At 62.4% G+C, this 18,708-nt stretch carries 9 protein-coding genes; 7 read left to right on the forward strand and 2 right to left on the reverse strand.

The genetic code is table 11. The annotated features are described in order from the left end of the window. Window positions 1-551: 551 nt before the first annotated feature. Complete coding sequence (locus N6G83_RS05565; RefSeq protein WP_060433098.1) at window positions 552-2,009, forward strand: amino acid permease; 1,458 nt, start codon at window positions 552-554, stop codon at window positions 2,007-2,009. A gap of 110 nt (window positions 2,010-2,119) precedes the next feature. Further along, complete coding sequence (locus N6G83_RS05570; RefSeq protein WP_016927684.1) at window positions 2,120-2,740, forward strand: transcriptional regulator; 621 nt, start codon at window positions 2,120-2,122, stop codon at window positions 2,738-2,740. 67 nt (window positions 2,741-2,807) lie between these two features. On the opposite strand, the gene N6G83_RS05575 is transcribed toward N6G83_RS05570, so the two are convergent. Next, window positions 2,808-3,722 carry a LysR substrate-binding domain-containing protein gene (locus N6G83_RS05575; RefSeq protein WP_260514852.1) on the reverse strand — a complete coding sequence of 305 codons (915 nt, stop codon included), beginning with the start codon at window positions 3,720-3,722 and terminating at the stop codon, window positions 2,808-2,810. 176 nt (window positions 3,723-3,898) lie between these two features. Here N6G83_RS05575 and N6G83_RS05580 point away from each other — a divergent pair, with 176 nt between their 5' ends. After that, window positions 3,899-4,675, forward strand: coding sequence for an SDR family NAD(P)-dependent oxidoreductase (locus N6G83_RS05580; RefSeq protein ID WP_049204054.1), 777 nt, complete (start codon window positions 3,899-3,901; stop codon window positions 4,673-4,675). A gap of 176 nt (window positions 4,676-4,851) precedes the next feature. On the opposite strand, the gene N6G83_RS05585 is transcribed toward N6G83_RS05580, so the two are convergent. Beyond that, window positions 4,852-7,041 (reverse strand): TonB-dependent siderophore receptor, encoded by a 2,190-nt coding sequence (locus tag N6G83_RS05585; protein WP_197770299.1) that lies wholly within the window; start codon window positions 7,039-7,041, stop codon window positions 4,852-4,854. A gap of 201 nt (window positions 7,042-7,242) precedes the next feature. Here N6G83_RS05585 and fes point away from each other — a divergent pair, with 201 nt between their 5' ends. Genes fes through entS form a run of 4 tightly spaced genes read left to right on the forward strand, consistent with a single transcriptional unit; the run spans window position 7,243 to window position 18,708 of the window. Beyond that, window positions 7,243-8,550 carry an enterochelin esterase gene (fes, locus tag N6G83_RS05590; RefSeq protein WP_260514854.1) on the forward strand — a complete coding sequence of 436 codons (1,308 nt, stop codon included), beginning with the start codon at window positions 7,243-7,245 and terminating at the stop codon, window positions 8,548-8,550. Between the two features lie 29 nt (window positions 8,551-8,579). Further along, a complete protein-coding gene (locus tag N6G83_RS05595) occupies window positions 8,580-8,804 on the forward strand; it encodes an MbtH family protein (protein ID WP_197770297.1) in 225 nt (74 codons plus the stop codon). 51 nt (window positions 8,805-8,855) lie between these two features. Further along, on the forward strand, window positions 8,856-17,366 hold the full coding sequence (locus N6G83_RS05600; protein WP_260514858.1) for a non-ribosomal peptide synthetase: 8,511 nt from the start codon (window positions 8,856-8,858) through the stop codon (window positions 17,364-17,366). Window positions 17,367-17,424: 58 nt separating this feature from the next. Next, a complete protein-coding gene (gene entS, locus N6G83_RS05605) occupies window positions 17,425-18,708 on the forward strand; it encodes an enterobactin transporter EntS (protein WP_043137289.1) in 1,284 nt (427 codons plus the stop codon).

Raw genomic sequence — 18,708 nt, forward strand, 5'->3', positions numbered from 1 at the left:
GCGACGCTAAATTTACCACTAATTATGCCGGTTGTTAGCCCCCCCCTCATCGGGCCAGCGGACGGTTTTTCGCCGCCTGCAGGGCGGCAAATGAATAGTTAATTACTTTTTGTCGACGGTGAGCGAGCTCATGCATATTTTATGCATATAAAGCGCATAAAAACCCTTTTTATCTATTTTTCAGAAGCTTGAATGTGATCAAAAAGTTTCATTTTATTTAACTGCCATGTTGACAATGGCATTTCCCCTCGCCAGAGTTAAATTAATGTTAAAACGAGTCCGGCGTCGTTTTTTTGTTGCACAAGGGAAAGTATAACCATTTGATATTGTAGTGTTTACCCACCACGCTCAGGCTATGTTCGCCAAACGTGGGCGATACGACGGCTCACGAGAGCATTTTCTCGGTACCCATTATTATTACCTCCCTGTCACAACGGGGCGGGCAGCGTTCGGTCTCACTTTTTTGCCGGTTAGAACGCTCACGGGCGTTTCACTCCTGCTGCAGCCGCATATCGGTTGCTTAATCGCCTTAATGACGGACAGGTAACACCATGACAAAAAATCACTGCGATCGGCTGAACCCAGGTTCAGCCGAGGGGCCAAACTGTGCCCAAACCTTGCAGCGCGGGCTGAGCGCGCGCCACATTCAACTGATTTCGATCGGCGGCGCCATCGGCACCGGGCTGTTTATGGGCGCCGGGAAAACCCTCGCGCTGTCGGGCACCTCCATCGTACTGACTTACGCCATCGTCGGCTTTTTCATGTTCATGGTCATGAGGGCGATGGGGGAGTTGCTGCTCACGCGGCTCGATTACCGTTCGTTCGCCGATTTCGTCTCCGAATACCTGGGGCCGCGCGCCAGCTTTTTTCTCGGCTGGTCCTACTGGCTGAGCTGGGTCGTGACCTGCATTGCCGACGTGGTGGTGTGCGGCGGCTACGTGCAGTATTGGCTGCCTAACGTCTCGCCCTGGTTGCCAGCGCTGCTGACGCTGGGGTTTCTGTGTCTGTTCAACATGCTGTCGGTCAAGATGTTCGGCGAAGCCGAATTCTGGTTTGCGATGATCAAGGTGGTGGCGATCGTCGCATTGATCGCCACCGGCGCCTGGATGGTGTTCAGCGGATGGACCTCGCCGGACGGCGTGACCGCTTCGCTGCATAACGTCACCGATCCCGCCATTTTCATGCCGCACGGCATCTTCGGCTTTTTCGCCGGGTTCCAGATCGCCATTTTCTCCTGTACCGGCATCGAGCTGCTGGGCACGATGTCGGCGGAGACCAAAAACCCGCAGAAGGTGTTGCCGAAGGCGATCAACGCGATCCCGGCGCGCATCATCGTCTTCTACGTGTGCTCGATGCTGACCATTATCGCCGTCACCTCGTGGAGCCACATCTCGCCGGACAGCAGCCCGTTCGTGATGCTGTTCGATCGGGCGGGGCTGCCGGCTGCCGCCGCGGTGATCAACTTCGTGGTGCTGACTTCGGCGATGTCCTCGGCCAACAGCGGGGTGTATTCCAGCACCCGCATGCTGTACAGCCTGTCGATGGAAAAGCACGCCCACGGTCAGTTCCGCATTCTGTCTCGCACCACGGCCATTCCGATCCGCAGCCTGCTGTTTTCCTGCTTCTGCATGGTGGCCGGCACCTTGCTGCTGATACTGGTGCCGAACGTCATGACGCTGTTCACCATCGTCTCTACCGTGGCGGCGATCCTGGTGGTTTACAGCTGGGGCATGATTTTGGTCGCCTACCTGGTGTATCGCCAGAAGCGACCGGATCTGCACGCCGATTCCAATTTCAAAATGCCGGGCGGGGTCGCGATGGCCTGGCTGACGCTGGCATTTTTCGCCTTTACGCTGGTACTGATGGTGTTCGATAGCGATACGCTGATCGCGCTGTGCAGCATGCCGCTGTGGTTTACCACGCTCGGGCTGATCTGGCGCTATCGGGTCCGCGACAGCGTGGCGCACGAGAGCTACGTGTTTTATCGGCGTGGCGCCGAGGCGGAATAACCGGCGAAGGATACGCCGCTTGCCGCCGCTCCACTCGGCAAGCGGCGGCAACTGCGGTATGCTAAGCGGCTGAACAGCAAACCAAACCGGGCCATACGGAGACCCCCAGCGTGCCGAACTCTTCTTCTCAACTCGAACTTTTGCGCTCGGTCGCTGACGGCATCGCGGCGCTGTTTTTCCCGAATGCGGAAGTGGTGATCCACGATCTGGCCACCAACAAGATTGCCTATCTGGCGAACAACCTGTCGAAGCGTAAACCGGGCGACGACGCCGGGCTGGAAGACTTCGAGCTCGATGGCGGCGCCGGCGTGACCGGCCCCTATGAGAAGCTGAACTGGGACGGCAAAAAGATGCGTTCGGTGAGCATTGCCGCACGCGACGAACAGGGCAAGCCCAGCTATCTGCTGTGCATCAACCTGAGCACCGCGATGTTCGAGGACGCCCGCAACGCGCTGGACATGTTCCTGTCGGTCACGCGATTGCAACCTCAGCCACAAGAGCTGTTCAAAGACGACTGGCAGGAGAAGATCAACACTTTCCTGCACGATTGGCTGCGGCGCGAAAACGCCGCGCTCGGCGCGCTGAGCCGCGAACAAAAACGGCGACTGGTCAGCGATCTCTACCATCAGGGCGCGTTCAAGGCCAAAAGCGCCGCGGACTACATCGCCAACGTGCTGTCGATGGGGCGCGCCACGGTGTACAAGCACTTGCGGGAATTGAAGCAGGAGTAAAGGCGGCGGGAAAGGGCACGACGCCCCAGGGCGAATGCCGAGGTAGCGCAATAGCTGCGATGATCGTTTATGAACGGTCTGAGACGACGTCCTGAAGAAGCCAGTCGTGGAAAATTTTCACTTCATCACGCATGACATGTTGCTGCGGGGTGACCAGATAGTAGGACCATCTAAGTGGCCAGCGATGGTCGGGATGGAGATGAACCAACTGCCCGTTCTCGATAAGCTGCTTTACCAGAGCGTTTCGAACGATGGCCACGCCCCTGCCGCTCAGCGCCGACAGGATCACTGCTGAAGTAGAATTGATATGCAGCCCGCTTTCCCGCGTTTCGGGCGCACCGACCGCTCTCAGTACATCACCCCATGATGGAAAATCCGCACCAGGATGCGGCGTGTCATCGTGAATGAGTTTTTGCGTGGCGAGCCATTCACTGCAGGCCATTTTCTCGGGGGGAGCCAGGCGTGGACTGCAGACCAGCACGGCTTCCTCATCCATTAGCCAGGTTTTACTCACGCCGGGCCACTCTCCCTGTCCACAGCGAATGCCGATATCAGCCTCGCCATACGACACGTCCATCAGCTTTTCCGTGACGTTAAGCCGCAGATCGATATTCTCATGCGTTTCCGCAAACCGGTTCAGGCGGTCCATCAGCCAGTTCATCATCAGTACCTGGGATGCCGTCACCACGACCACCGAGCGTGACCGGCGACCACGAAGCTTACTTAAACCGGTTTCCAGTTTATCGAGACCGTGAGTGATATCTTGTAGGGCCTCCTGCGCTTCGTCTACCAGCGTCAGTCGCTCCTTGCCGGAGCGGGTGCGGTGAAGAAGCGGGTGTCCGACCCAGTCTTCCAGCGAACGGACCAACTGACCTACGGCGGCGGGTGTGACACCCAGCTCCTGTGCCGCGCCGGTAAAACTGCCATGCCTGGCGGTGGCTTCAAAAGCGTGCAGCCATTTAAGTCGGTTTAACGATCGCATTGTGATCATCCTGATTCATTCTTTTCCTCAGTATACGCCGGCGAGAAAGATTTTCTTTCCTGTGTCGCAATTTCTTCTCAGTCGTCAATCGGTTTTCAGGGTGGCAATCTGGTTTCACACGATGAGAAGCCAGGCTTCTTATTAATGACAACCAGATGAATGTAAAGAGGTTAGCGATGAATACATCTTTTGCTGGCAAAAAACTGTTAGTGGTCGGCGGTACAAGCGGTATGGGCTTCGAAACGGCGAAGCGGGTCCTGAAAAGCGGCGGCAGCGTGGTGCTTGTTGGCCATCGTCAGGACAAAGCCGAGCAGGCCCGTCAGGCGCTGGCTGCAGACGGCCAGGTTTCCGTCATCGTTGCAGACCTGATGAAAGAAGAAGGTCTGCAGCATGTAGTGAACATCATTAACGCCGAACACAAAGATATCAGCCTGCTGGTCAATGCGGCTGGCGTGTTCTTCCCGAAACCGTTTACAGAACATGAAGCGTCAGACTATGACATGTACATGAGCATTAACCGCGCCACGTTTTTTATCACCCGCGACGTAGTGCGCAATATGGTCGAGGCCGATATCAAAGGCGCTATCGTCAATATTGGCTCTATGTGGGCACGACAGGCCATCGGTGCCACACCGTCTTCAGCCTACTCAATGGCCAAAGCCGGTCTGCACGCGCTGACCAAAAACCTGGCTATTGAACTGGGTGAAAAAGGGATCCGTGTGAATGCGGTTTCTCCAGCTGTCGTTCACACGCCGATTTATGAGGGCTTCATTCCGAAAGACGACGTCAAGGATGTGATGAACAGCTTCGACAGCTTTCATCCGATCGGACGCGTGGGTTCACCGGTCGACATCGCGGAAACCATCACTTTCCTGCTTTCTGACAAGACTGGCTGGGTGACCGGCGCTATCTGGGATATCGATGGCGGCGTGATGGCGGGGCGTAACGCCTGATGACCATGCCGCACGAGTTAACCCGCGTGCGGCATGGGGATTGGACAAAGGCGTGGGTTGCAAGGGGCAGCATCTTACGGCCCCTTGCTCATTTTCATTTATCGCCCGAAAACGTCATCAATACCTTCAGAAAAACGCTAACTGACAAACATTACGATGTTGGCCACCCCTTTTTGTTACCAGCGGTAGTTGACCGAAGCGATGATGCTGCGGCCGCTGCCGTAGAAGCAGGCGTACTCGCCGCTGCAGGATGAGACGTATTTCTTGTCCGTCAGGTTCTGCACGTTGAGCTGGAGCGCCGCACCGCGCAGCGCCGACGAAGCCTGGCCGAGGTCATATTTCACCATGGCATCGTACAGCGTGTAGTGCGGCACGTCGTACTGGCCGGTGGCGTCGGCCGGCGCATCGCCGATGTAACGCACGCCGCTGCCGACGGTCAGGCCGTTCAGCGCACCGCTCAGGACGCTGTAGCTGCCCCAGGCGGAGGCCGCGTGGCGCGGGATGCCCGCCGGGCTGTGGCCAATTTCATCCGCCGAGTTGGAGTCTTTGGTCACTACGTCGGTATAGGTATAAGCGGCGGTCAGCGTGATCTCCGGCGTAGGCTGAGCGTGCACTTCCGCCTCAATCCCTTTGGATTTCACCTCACCGATCTGCTCGTAGGCGGAGGTGAGGCGGTTATAGGACGCCACATTGCGTTGGGTGATGTCGAACCAGGAGAGGGTCAGCAGGGTGTTGCCGCCCGGGATCTGGTACTTCACGCCCACCTCGGTTTGTTTGCCGGTGGTCGGCTTGAGCGGATCGGCGCCCGCGGCACTTGGGTACAGGTTAGGATCGAACGAGGTACTGTAGCTGACATACGGTGAAATGCCGTTGTCGAAGGCGTAGAGCAGGCCCGCGCGGCCGGTGAACTGGGCATCGTTATAGGTCTGCTCTTTGCCGCCGCTGGTGCGATCGCGGGTGTTGACCTGCGACCAGTCCTGACGGCCGGACAGCAGCAGGTTCCAGTTATTCCACTCCAGCTGGTCCTGCAGATACACCCCGACCTGATTCAGCGTCTTCAAATCGCTGGAAGCCAGCGCCAACGTGCTGCCATCGATGCTGGGGCGAACCGGGTTGGCCCAGTCGATCGGGTAATCGTTACCGCGATCGCGATACATCTTCGAATCGATATGGCTGTAGCGGTAATCCAACCCGCCCAGCACCGTGTGCTTCACCTCGCCGGTGTCGAACAAACCCTTCAGCTGGTTATCCACGCCAAACTCGTTGGTCATCTGCGTTTCATGCTGCGCCATGCGGGTGACGGTGTGGTCGTTGACCGTCGAGTTTATGTTGTAAACCAGATATTTATAGTCTTCATCACGGTGGGTGAAGCGCAGGTTCTGGGTAAACGACAGCGCATCGCTGAAGTTATGCTCGAGGCTGTAGCCGATCGACGCCTGTTCGCGCCGCGACTTGTTGAAGCTGGGCTCGCTGATGTTGAAGTCATAGGGTACATAGCCCGCGCTGGTCGGGAACAGCGTGCCGGCGCGCGGCAGGAAGTTGCGCGATCCGGCTTTCGGATCGTTCTGGTAGCTGGTCAACAGCGTAAAGCTGGTGTCTTCGTTCGGCAGCCAGGTGAAGGCCGGGGCGATGGCCACCCGTTGCTGCTTGCTGTCTTTGACAAACTCATGTTCGGTTCGGGCGATACCGTTCAGGCGGTAGAACAGGGTGTTGTCGTCGTTAAGTTTGCCGCCAAAATCAAACGCCGTTTCCGCCAGATGGCGGTTGCCGGTGCTGAATTTGACTTCGTGAATGCTCTGGGCGGTGGGGCGTTTACTGGTCATCACCACCACGCCGCCGGGGCTGACCTGGCCGTACAGCACGCCGGCCGGGCCGTGCACCATCTCCACGCGCTCCAGCAGCCAGGGATCGATCTGCCCGGCGCCGCCGTTTTGGCTCGAGAGGCCAAAGTGCAGGCCGTCGAGCAGCTTGGGCGCATAACGGAAGCCGCGGCTGATCACTTCGTCATTGCGGTTGGAGTTGCCGCGGTAGGTGGTGATCACCCCGCTGGTGTAGTTCAGCGCGTCGGCGACCGACGCCGGCTCCTGATCGTTCATCTGCTCGCGCGTGACCACCGAGATGGACTGCGGCGTCTTGCGCAGAGCGGTGGCGGTCTTGGTGCCGGCAGCGCTCTCTTTGGCGACGATCCCTTTGACTGGCGCGGTCACGCTGTTTTGCGCGTCGGCGGTCACCAAAATCGTTTCGTCCGCTGCGGCGGACGCGTGTGGCGCCAAGGGCAATAAGGCCAGCGCCGATCCCAGCAACAGACGCTTGGCGGACATCGCCTCCGCGTTCGCGTTTTCTATCCCTTTGTTTTTAGTCTTCATTATCTCTCCTGAATACCTGCTTTTGTGTGTCATGCCACCCTGATAAACCCCGAAATGCCGACAAGCGGTCTTGTCCCGTCGACGTGGAGACGTCGTGTTTGCACGACGGTAAAAATCCGACAAATAGTATTGAAAATGATAATGAGTATCAATACGATTGTCAGGTTTTGTAAAAGACACTCATGTTATGTAAGGGGCGCTATGGAGTTTTTGCCGGAAAAGAGGCCAGAAAACGGTCGTGAGGGATTGGCGGCGCAGTGGCTGCGTGAAGAGGCGGCAGGGCAATCCGCGTGGTGGCAGAAGGTTGCCGCTCAGGGCACGCCTGTCGTCGAACCGCACGATGACAGTCACGTCAAAATGACCTGGCTATGGCGCGATCCCGCCGGCGATGAACGGCACTCGCCGATATGCCGCGTTTACGCCGATATCAACGGCATTACCGATCACCACAGCACGTCCCCCAGCGGCCTGACCCGGCTCCCCGGCACCGACGTTTGGTACGGCTCGGCCGTAGTCGATCGCCGCTGGCGCGGTAGCTACAGCCTGATCCCCATTACCGACCGGGATCTTCCCCCCGCATTCAGCGACGACGAAACGTTGCGCGACCGCCAGCAGCGTGCCTGGTGGGTATCGCTGTTCCCGTTGGCGATTGCCGATCCGCTGAATCGTCTCTCGTTGGGACCGTCTCATCGCCCGCGGCCCGTATCCCTGGCGCAAGGGCCGGATGCCGACGATCAAAGCGCCTGGCAGGCCGTCGATCGGCCACTGGAGGAGGCGCGGCTGCAGCTTTTCCAGTGGCAGAGCGAACGGCTGGATAACCAGCGGCGAGTTTGGCTGTATGCCAGCGGCGACGCGGCGATGAAAGCGAATCGCCCGCTGGTGCTGCTGCTCGATGGCCAAAACTGGATCGAAAAGCACGCGCTGTTGCCGGTGATCGAGCACGAAACCGCACAAGGGCACCTGCCGCCTGCATGTTGGCTGCTGATCGATGCGATCGATGGCGAACACCGGGAAAACGAGCTGCCTTGCAACGCCGCATTCTGGCAGGCGGTGATCGACGAACTGTTGCCGCAGGCGCAGCGGCGCGAACCGTTCAGCGAGGCAGGGGCGCGCACCGTCGTCGCCGGCCAGAGCTACGGCGGGCTGGCGGCGTTATATGCCGGTTTGCACTGGCCAGAGCGCTTCGGCCACGTGCTGAGCCAGTCCGGCTCCTTCTGGTGGCCTACGGTGCAATTCGTTACCCAGTTCGAAAAACGCCACGAGCTGGAAGAAGGCTGGCTGATACGCCAGGTTCGGCAACGCAACCCGGCGGCGCCCAAGCTCACCGTGATTCAGCAAGCCGGCGATCGGGAGGCGGACATCGAATTCGTTAATCGCCAGATGCATCAGGCTCTGGCAGCGGCAGGGCACCGCGCCGAATACCGCGTGTTTTCCGGCGGGCACGATGCGCTCTGCTGGCGCGGTGGCCTGGTGGACGGCGTGCGCCAACTGCTTTCCGCAATGAAGTAATCCCACATTTTGACAGACAGGTAAGGCAAATGACTCAGGAACAACAAAACCCGTTCGATGACGAAAATCTCCGTTTCTCCGTGCTGATCAACACGCAACAGCAGTACTCGCTGTGGCCGCAGTTTGCCGATACGCCGCAGGGGTGGCGCGTGCTGATGGGGCCGGCGTCGCGCGGCGAATGCATCGACTACATCGAAACGCACTGGCAGGACATGCGGCCGGCGGCGCTGAAAGCGGCGGATGCGGCGCGTTAAGCGCCAGGCAGCCACATCGATACATTCCGTTTGAGGGAAAGGACAGACACCATGTCAGAAACGCTTTCTTTACCGGATACTCAGGTCGAGTATCGGGATTATCCGCTGGTTGCGGCGCAACCGGGGATCTGGATCGCCGACCAAATCGCGCTGCGGCGCAACAGCTTCGCGGTGGCGCACTACACCGAACTGCACGGCGCTATCGATCGTTCGGCGCTGGAGCGCGCGATCCGTCAGGGGCTGGCCGAAGCGGATACGGTTCAGGCGCGGTTCTTTGAGGCGCAGGACGGCCAGCCAATGCAACGTTTACCGCTTAATGCGGACCCCGCACGCGTACAGGCGCCGGAGTGGTTCGATTTCAGCGCGCAGCCGGACGCCGAACAGGCGGCGCTGGCGCTGATGAACGACGATCTGGCGCAGGATTTGCCTGCGGACGGCGAACGGTCGCTTTATCGCCATGCGATAATCCGCGTCAGCGCCAATCGTTGGTTTTGGTACCAGCGCTTTCATCATCTGACCCTGGACGGCTTCAGTTTCGAAGCCATCACCCGCCGGATCGCCGATATCTATCGCGCGCTGCGCCACGGGCTGTCGCCGGTGTCCTCGCCGTTTACCCCGTTCGGCAAGGTAGTGGAAGAGTTTCAGCAATGGCAAACGTCGCCCGCACGTGAGCGGGCGGCCGAATTCTGGCGCCAGCATCTGCGCGAACTGCCGTCGCCGCTGTCATTATCGACGGAAAGCCGGGAGGTTGAACCGGGCGCCCGGCCGCTCAAACAGGTGCTGGTGCTGCCGGAGTCACTGTTTGACGAAGCGCTGCGCGACGACGCGTTGCAGGCGCTGCAACCGGCCGACATCGTCACGGCGGCGCTGGCGATGTATCTGGCGCGCATGAGCGGCGAAACCCGCTTCTCAGTCGGTTTTCCTTTCATGCGGCGGATGGGGTCGCAGGCGCTGGCGGCGGTCGGCCCGGTGGTCAACGTGCTGCCGCTGCTGCTGAACGTGACGCCGGAGCTGTCGCTGGCGGACGTCTGCCAGGCGACCGTAGCGCAGATCAAACAGGCGCGCCGCCATCAACGCTATGAGGCGGAGCAGATCAAGCGCGATCTCGGCCTGGTCGGTGGCCATCAGGAACTGTACGGGCCGGTGATCAACGTCAAGGTCTACCACAGCGCCTTGTCGTTCGACGGCCAAGCGGCCGTTACCCATACGCTGGCGATGGGGCCGGTCGATGACTTGGAGTTTGAGATCGGCTTTCGCAACGGTGTGCTGACGCTGTCTTTGGTGGCCAACCCGGCCAAATACTCGCCGCGCACCTTGCATCATCACGCGGAGCGCATCGGCCATTGGCTGCAGCAGTTGGCGCGACAGCCGCACCAGCCGAACGCTCAACTGGCGCTGATCGGCGAAGGGGAGCTAAGGCAACTCGCGGCCTGGGGGCGCGGCGCCGATCTGACGCCGCCGACGGGCATGGTGTCAATCTTGGATGCGTTCCAGCGCCAGGTTGAGCGCCAGCCTGAGGCATTGGCGGTGGCCTGCGGCGACGAGCGCCTCAGCTACCGGCAGCTCTCCGAACGGGTGATGCAGTTGGGGCGAGTGCTAATCGAAAGCGGCATCGGCGCTGAAGACGTGGTGGCCATCGGCATTCCGCGCTCGGTGGACACGCTGGTCGCGCTGTTCGGCGTGTTGGCCAGCGGCGCGGCCTATATGCCGCTCGATCTGGATTACCCGCGTGAACGCCTGGCGCTGATGTGCGACGACGCGCGGCCGGTAATGTTGCTGACCCACCGCGCGACGCAGCTCAATATGCCGGATCTGCCGCAGGTATTGTGCCTGGACGACGCAGCGTGCCTGGCGCGCTGCGCGGCTGCCGAGGCCACGCCGATAACGGACGACGAACGGCGTGCGCCGCTGAACGAGGCGCATCTGGCCTATATGATTTACACCTCCGGTTCGACCGGCAAACCCAAGGGCGTGATGTCCACGCACCGCGGGCTGCTGAACCTGTTCCTGTCGCACCAGGCCTCTCTGTTTGGCCCGGCGATCGAAAAATTCCAGGCTCGCCACGCGCGCCGCTTGCGCGCCGGCCATACCGCCTCGTTTTCTTTCGACTCCTCCTGGGAACCGCTGTTCTGCATGATGATGGGCAGCGAACTGGTTATCTTCGACGAGGAGCTGCGCCGCGACCCCTGGGCGCTTCTGGAACAAACCCAACAGACGCCGATCGATCTGCTGGACATCACGCCGTCGTTCTTCTCACAACTGGTGGACTGCGGCCTGCTGAAGGGGCAGTTCCCGCTGCCGGCGTTCGTGATGATCGGCGGTGAGGCGGCAACGCCGACGCTGTGGAACCTGATGCAGCAGCATCCGGAGGTGGAGATCCACAACTATTACGGCCCGTCAGAATATACCGTCGATACCCTCGGCGCGCCGGTCACGGCCGCCGATCAGCCGGTGATCGGGCGTCCCCTCGCCAATACCGCCGTCTGGCTGCTCGACAGCCGGCTGCAGCCGGTGCCGATCGGCGCGGCGGGCGAGCTGTACATTTCCGGCAAAGGCATCGCGCGCGGTTACCTGCGGCGCCCGGATCTGACGGCGGCGCGCTTTGTCGCCAACCCGTTCGCCGAAGGCGAGGTGATGTACCGCAGCGGCGATCTGATGCGCTGGAGCGCGGAGGGTCAGCTGGTATTCATTGGCCGGACCGATCACCAAATCAAGGTGCGCGGCTTCCGCGTCGAGCTGGGTGAGGTGGAAAGCGCCTTGGCCGCCTTGCCGGACGTGGGGCGTGCGGTGGTGATCGCCGAGCCGATCGGCGCTACCTATCGCCTGATCGGCTATTGCTCGGTGCAGAATGACGCGCGGCGCGCCTCACCCACGCTGCAAAGCGAACTGCTGGGGCAACTGGCGCAGCGTCTGCCGGATTATATGGTGCCGGCGATCCTGGTGGTGATGCCGGAGCTGCCGCTTAACGTGAATGGCAAGATTGACCGCCAGGCGCTGCCAAAACCGCAGGAGACGCTGGCGCAAAGCATTCGCGAGCCGGCCACCGAGCAGGAAAGGCTGATTTGCGGCGCCATGGCGCAGCTGCTGGGGATGGATCGCGTCGGTGCCGACGACGATTTCTTCGCGCTCGGCGGCGACAGCATCTCGGCGATGGGGCTGGGTACCGCCCTGCGGCGCAAAGGGTATCTGCTGCGGCCGCGCGAGATCTTCGCGCTGCACACCCCCGCGCGCATGGCGCAGGCGATGCAGCCGCTGGCCATAGACTCTCTGGCTACACGCAGCGTACAGCAAGGCCCGATCGACGGGCTGCCGATCCTGCACTGGTTTGCCGAGACGGGCGATATGCATCGCCGCTTCGCGCACGGCGTTTTCCTGCGTGTACCTGCCGAGCTGCAGCCGCAACAGCTGCGTTATGCGTTGGAACAGCTGCACACGGCACACCCGGCGCTGGGCGCGCGGATCCGCGACGGTCAGTTGGTGGTTGAAACCGCCGCCGCCGGTGAGCTGATGCAGGTTAATACCGTGTCCGGTGAGCTGGAATCAGCGGCGGAACAGGCGTTTGATGCCGCGCTTGACCATCTCGATCCGGCGGCCGGCGCCATGATGCAAGCCATCCTGTTGCAGCGCGACGAGCAGAGCCTGGGGCTGGTGCTGGCGATCCACCATCTGGTGGTCGACGGCGTTTCCTGGCGCATCTTGCTCGACGAACTGCGGCAAGTGGCCGACAGCGCCATGCAGGGGCAGCCGATCACGCTGCCGCCGGAAGAAACCTCGCTCTATGAGTGGTCTGCACGCCTACGAGCCGACGTCGAACGCCGCGAAGCCGAGCTGCCGTTCTGGCGGCAGATGCTGGCGGACGACGTGCCGCGTTTGGGCCGGCGCGCGCTGGATCCGCAGACCGATCGCCTCGCCTCGGTGAGCGAACGGCGCACGCTGATCGACAGCCGGCTGACCGCCGCGTTGCTCGGCACCTTGCCGCAGGGATACCGCGCGCAGGTTGAAGAGATCATGCTGTGCGCGCTGGCTCAGGCCTGTCGCCAGCGTTTCCAGGCCGCTTCGCTGCGTTTCTCTCTGGAGTCGCACGGCCGCGCCGAACTGGACGACGGCCTCGATCTGGCCCGCACCGTCGGCTGGCTGACGGCGGAGTATCCGCTGCGCATCGAACTGCATGACGCTGAGCACAATGAGGCCGTGCGCGCGGTGAAACGGGCGACGCGTGCGGTAGCCGATCGCGGCATCGGTTACGGCCAGCTGCGTTATCTGCACCCGCAGCGTGACGAACTGGCGGCGCTGGCGCAGCGCAATGCGCCGGAGATTTTATTCAACTACCTCGGGCGCTTCAGCCAGGACGAGGGGAACTGGGCGCCGCAACGCAGCCAAACCCGCTTCCGCGACGCCTTCGCCGTGGCGCAGGATGCGCAGCAGGCGCTGTCGTATGGCCTGGAGGTGAATATCTTTGTCGAAGAGCGGCGCGACGGCGCGTGCCTGGCGATCAACTGGAGCTGGCTGGAGGGGATTTTCAGCGAGAGCGACATTACGCAGCTGCACAGCGGCATCGAGCAAGCGGTGCGTGCACTGTGCGAATTTGCCGAACGGCATCCCGATCGCGCGGCGGCGACGTTGGTAGCGGCCGAGATCGCCCAGCCGAACGTTGACGATGAGACGGTGCGCGCCTGGGAACGGGCGTATGGGCCGTTAACCGCAGCCCTGCCGCTGTTGCCGTTGCAACACGGCCTGCTGTTCCATGCACAGACGGCGCAGCAGGGCGGCAGCTATAACTCGCTGACGCGCCTGAGTCTCTGCGGAGAATTGGACGCGCATCACCTTCAGCAGGCGCTGGATGCGGTGATCCGCCGCCATCCGCAGCTGGCCGCCCGATTCAACCGCGAAGGCGAACCGCTGCAGCTGATACCGCAGGAAAGCCATTGGCCGCTGGACAGCCACAGGCTGCCGCCGTTGTCCGCCGAACAAGAAGCGCAGGCGCTGAATCAATTGGAGCAGCAGGAACTGCAGCGCGATCTGTTCAACCAGCCGGGGGCGATGCTGCATGCGCTGTGGGTCAAACACGGCGATAGCGAACGCCACACGCTGTTCCTCAATGCCCATCACTTGATCGTCGACGGCTGGTCGACGCCGGTGGTGCTCAACGATCTGATGCTGGCCTTGCGTGAAGGCGAGCAGGCGCTGCCGCCGCTGCGTTCGAACTACGCCGATATCGTGCGCCGCCTGACCGCGCGGGATGCTGAAGCTTCGCGCCGCATCTGGCGTGAGAGGCTGCAGGATGTGCGCCCAACGTTGCTGTTCGGTGAAGTGCAGGACGATCGCGTGCATGAGCTGGAAATGACGCTGCCGCCGGCCGAGGAAAGACGCTTGCTGACCCTGTGCCGCGAACGCGGGTTGACGCTCAATACCGTGATGCAGGGCATTTGGGCGCTGCAGCTGGCCAGCTATTGCGGCCATCAGGACGTGGTGTTCGGCTCGCCGGTTTCCGGCCGCTTTGGCCAGATAGAAGGGGTCGAGGAACACGTAGGCCTGTTCAGCAATACGCTGCCGGTGCGGGTTCGTCTGCAGCATGACCGTTCGTTGACGGAACAGCTGACCGAACTGCAGCACCGGCAGATTGAACTGCTGGAGCACGACGATTTGGGGTTGGGGGAGATCCAGCACCTGGCCGGGGCGGGCACGCTGTTCGATACGCTGTTGGTGGTAGAGAACTATCCGGACAACGACGCTCTGCTGGGCGGCGCAGGGTCGCTGCGCTGCGACGCAATCCGCAACAAAGGCTATACCCACTATCCGCTGACGCTGCTGGTGCTGCCGGGCGACCGTCTGCGCCTGCTGATGGAGTACCGTGCCTCGGTGCCGCAGCCTGAGCGCTTCGCCGCGCGGCTAATGGCGCTGCTGCAACAGTGGATTGCCCAGCCGGATCTGCCGCTGCCACGCTGGCAATTGCAAACGCCGCAGGAACAGACGCTGATCGCGGCGGTCAACCGCACTGGACAGGCGGTGGCGGACACCACCTTGCATCAGGCGATCGCCGATCAAGCGCGGCGCACGCCGGAACGCATCGCGCTGCAGGATGCCGGGCACAGCCTCAGCTACCGTGACATGCAGCGCCAGGCCGCGCTGTTGGCCGAGCGGCTGACGGCGGCCGGCATTCAGCCGGGCGATATTGTCGCGGTGGCGTTACCACGCTCCGTGCGCCTCAGCCTGGCGCTGACGGCGATTGTGCAGACCGGCGCCGCCTGGTTGCCGCTGGACACCGGCTACCCGGACGAGCGGTTGGCCTACATGGTGGAGGACGCCAAACCACGGTTGATTATCACCGAAAGTGCGTTGGACGCCCGCTTTGCCGCACTGGCGCCGACGCTGCGGTTCGATGTGCTGGACGACAGCGGGCGCGAACCGGCGCCGCGCCCACCGGCGGGGAACGGCGATTATCCCGCCTACGTGCTGTATACCTCCGGGTCTACCGGGCGACCGAAAGGCGTGGTGGTGAACCACCGGGCGATCGTCAACCGCCTGTTCTGGATGCAGCACGAGTATGCGCTCGATGCGCAGGACGTGGTCTTGCAGAAAACGCCGTGCAGCTTCGACGTTTCCGTCTGGGAGTTCTTCTGGCCGCTGATGGTCGGCGCGCGTCTGGTGATGGCGCCGCCGGAGGCGCACCGCGATCCGCAGGCGCTGACGACGTTGATTGACGACTATGGGGTGACCACGCTGCATTTCGTTCCATCCATGTTGGCTATCTGGGTGGAGGCCTTGAACGAGCGGGCGCCACAGCGCGCCGCCGCCAGCCTGAAACGCGTGTTCTGCAGCGGCGAAGCGCTGTCGTGTGAACTGGCTTCCCGCTATCAGGCGTTGGTTACCGCACCGCTGCACAACCTGTATGGCCCGACGGAGGCGGCGGTCGATGTCACCTATCAACCGGCGTCCGGCGCGGCATTGGCGGCGGTGAACGGCGCCGGCGTGCCGATCGGCAAACCGGTCTGGAACACCCAACTGAGCATTCTCGACGCCATGCTGCGGCCGGTACCCGTCGGCTGCGCCGGCGATCTCTACCTGCGCGGCATTCAGCTGGCCGATGGTTATCTGCATCGGCCGGGATTGACGGCGCAGCGGTTTGTCGCCGATCCCGCCGGCAACGGCGCGCGCATGTATCGCACCGGCGATATCGCCCGCTGGCTGGAAGACGGCAGCGTCGAGTATTTGGGGCGCAGCGACGATCAGCTGAAGATCCGTGGCCAGCGTATCGAGCTGGGCGAAATCGAGCAGGCGCTGCTGGCACAGCCGGGGGTAGCGCAAGCGGCGGTGCACGCCATCGAACTGGGCGAGGGCGCGACGGGGCTGGGCGGGGCCGATATGCGCCAGCTGGTTGCCTGGCTGATCGCCCAACCGGGCGTGACGCTGGATACCGGCGCGCTGCATCAGGCGCTGGAGCAACGTTTGCCGGCGCACATGATGCCGGTCAGCTATGTCATGACCGACAGCTTCCCGCTCAGTGCCAGCGGCAAACTGGATCGCAAGGCATTGCCACGGCCGCAGCTGAGCCACCAGAGCGGCCGCACGCCGGAGAGCGACAGCGAGCGCCTGCTGGCAGCGCTGTTCGGGGAACTGCTGGGGCGTGAGACGGTGTATGCCGACGACGACTTCTTCGCGCTGGGCGGCCATTCGCTGCTGGCGATGCGTCTGGCGGCGGAGCTGCGTCGGCGCGTCCCTCGGCCACTGAGCGTCGGGCAGATCATGTTTGCCCGTAGCCTAGAGAAGATGGCGCACCTGCTCGATGACGCGCAGGCCGCCAACTCGGCCGAGAGCCGTGGCGTCGGCGAGTGCCTGCAGCTGCGGGCGGGTCAAGGCCCCGCGCTGTTCTGCCTGCATCCGGCTTCCGGTTTCGCCTGGCAGTACTCGGGGCTGAGCCGTTATCTGCCGGGGAACTACCCGATCATCGGCCTACAGTCGCCAAGGCCGGATGGCGCTATCGCCACCTGCGAGGACATTGAGCAGATGGTCGATCGTCATCTGGCCAATCTGCGCCGCCTGCAGCCGCAGGGACCTTATTACCTGCTGGGCTATTCGCTCGGCGGCACGCTGGCACACTCGATGGCCGCGCGCCTGCAGCAGCAGGGTGAAGAGGTGGCGTTCCTCGGCATGCTGGATACCTATCCGCCGGAAGGCCAGGATTGGACCGGCCCCAGCGAGGAGGACGCGCAGAAAGAGGTGGCGCAGGAGCAGGCCGAGTTTATGGCGGAAGATCATGGCGATCCGGCGCTGATGGCGGAGAAGGCGGCGATGTTCGACAGCATCGTCGCCAACTACCGCGATGCGGTGCGCATTCTGTCCCAGGCGCGCAGCCAGCGTTTCCACGGCACGGCAACGCTGTTTGTCGCCGACCAGACGCTGCCGCCGGAGATGGATATCGACGCCGTGTGGGCGCCGTATCTGGATGGGCTGATCTGCCATCACCAGCGCTGCGAACACGCGGACATTCTGTCGCCGGCCTCGCTGGAGACGCTCGGCCCGCTATTGCACGAGCTGCTGACGCGGCAATACGGGTTGGTATAACGCAACCGGGCCGGGGGACGTGCGTCCCGGCCCGTACAAAAACATTATGCAGGACACTATGGCCAGACCTTCTTTTTTTCTTGATTTCAGTTTGCTGAGAAGCAATGCGCATTTTCGCGCGATTTTCTGCGCCCGCATGCTGTCGGTGTTTTCCCTCGGCATGTTGGCGGTAGGGGTGCCGATTCAGATCCAGGCGATGACTGGCTCCACCTTGCAGGTGGGCGTGGCGGTGGCGCTGGACGGGGTGGGCATGTTTATCGGCCTGATGCTGGGCGGGGTGCTGGCCGATCGCTACGATCGCCGCAAGCTTATCCTGTTTGCGCGCGGCACCTGCGGGCTGGGCTTTGTCGCCCTGAGCCTGAACGCCTTCGCCCCGGCACCGTCGCTGTGGGCGCTCTACCTGCTGGCGGCCTGGGACGGCTTCTTCGGCGCGCTGGGTATGACGGCGCTGATGGCGGTGATCCCGCTGCTGGTCGGGCGTGAAAACCTGGCGGCGGCGGGGGCCTTGAGCATGGTGACGGTGCGCATCGGCGCGATCCTCGCACCGGCGCTGGGCGGGATTATCATCGTGTTCGGGGGTGTCGGTCTCGCCTTCGCCGTCGCGGCGGCAGGGACGCTGGGCACCTTGGTCCCGCTGGTGCGCTTGCCGACGCTGCTGCCGCAGCAGCAGGAGCCGGAACACCCGCTGCGTGCGCTCGCCAGCGGCTTCCAGTTTGTCTGGCGCAATAAGGTGGTCGGCTCGGTGGTGCTGCTGGGGATGCTGATGAGCATCGTCGGCGCCGTCAGGGTGCTGTTCCCGGCGCTGGCGCAGGACGCTTACCACGTTGGCGCGTCCTCTATCGGCCTGATGTACTCCGCGGTGCCGCTCGGTGCGATGCTGGGCGCGCTGACCAGCGGCTGGGTGGGGCGATACGCTCGCCCTGGCGTGCTGATCCTGGTCGCCGCTATCGTCGCGTTCACCGCCATCGCGTCACTGGGGCTGTTCAGCCACCTGGCGCCGGCGCTGCTGGCGCTGGTGTGCTACGGCTACGCCAACGCTATCGCCTCACTTCTGCAGTTCATGCTGATCCAGAGCAACACGCCGGATCATTTGCTTGGGCGGGTGAACAGCCTGGGCACCGCGCAGGACGTGACCGGCGACTCGATCGGTGCGCTGGGGCTCGGCGTACTGGGCAGGGTGTTCACCCCGTTGATGAGCGTGCTGTCGTTTGGTGCATTCGCCGCCGTGCTCGGCGTGCTGGTGGCTTTCAGCGTACGCACGCTGCGCCAGTGCCGGCCGGCGGACGCGTTGGTTGAGCACGACGATCCCGCTCCGGCAACCTCAGCGGCGGCGGACAACTAA

This window comes from Serratia sp. PL7, from assembly GCF_945957435.1.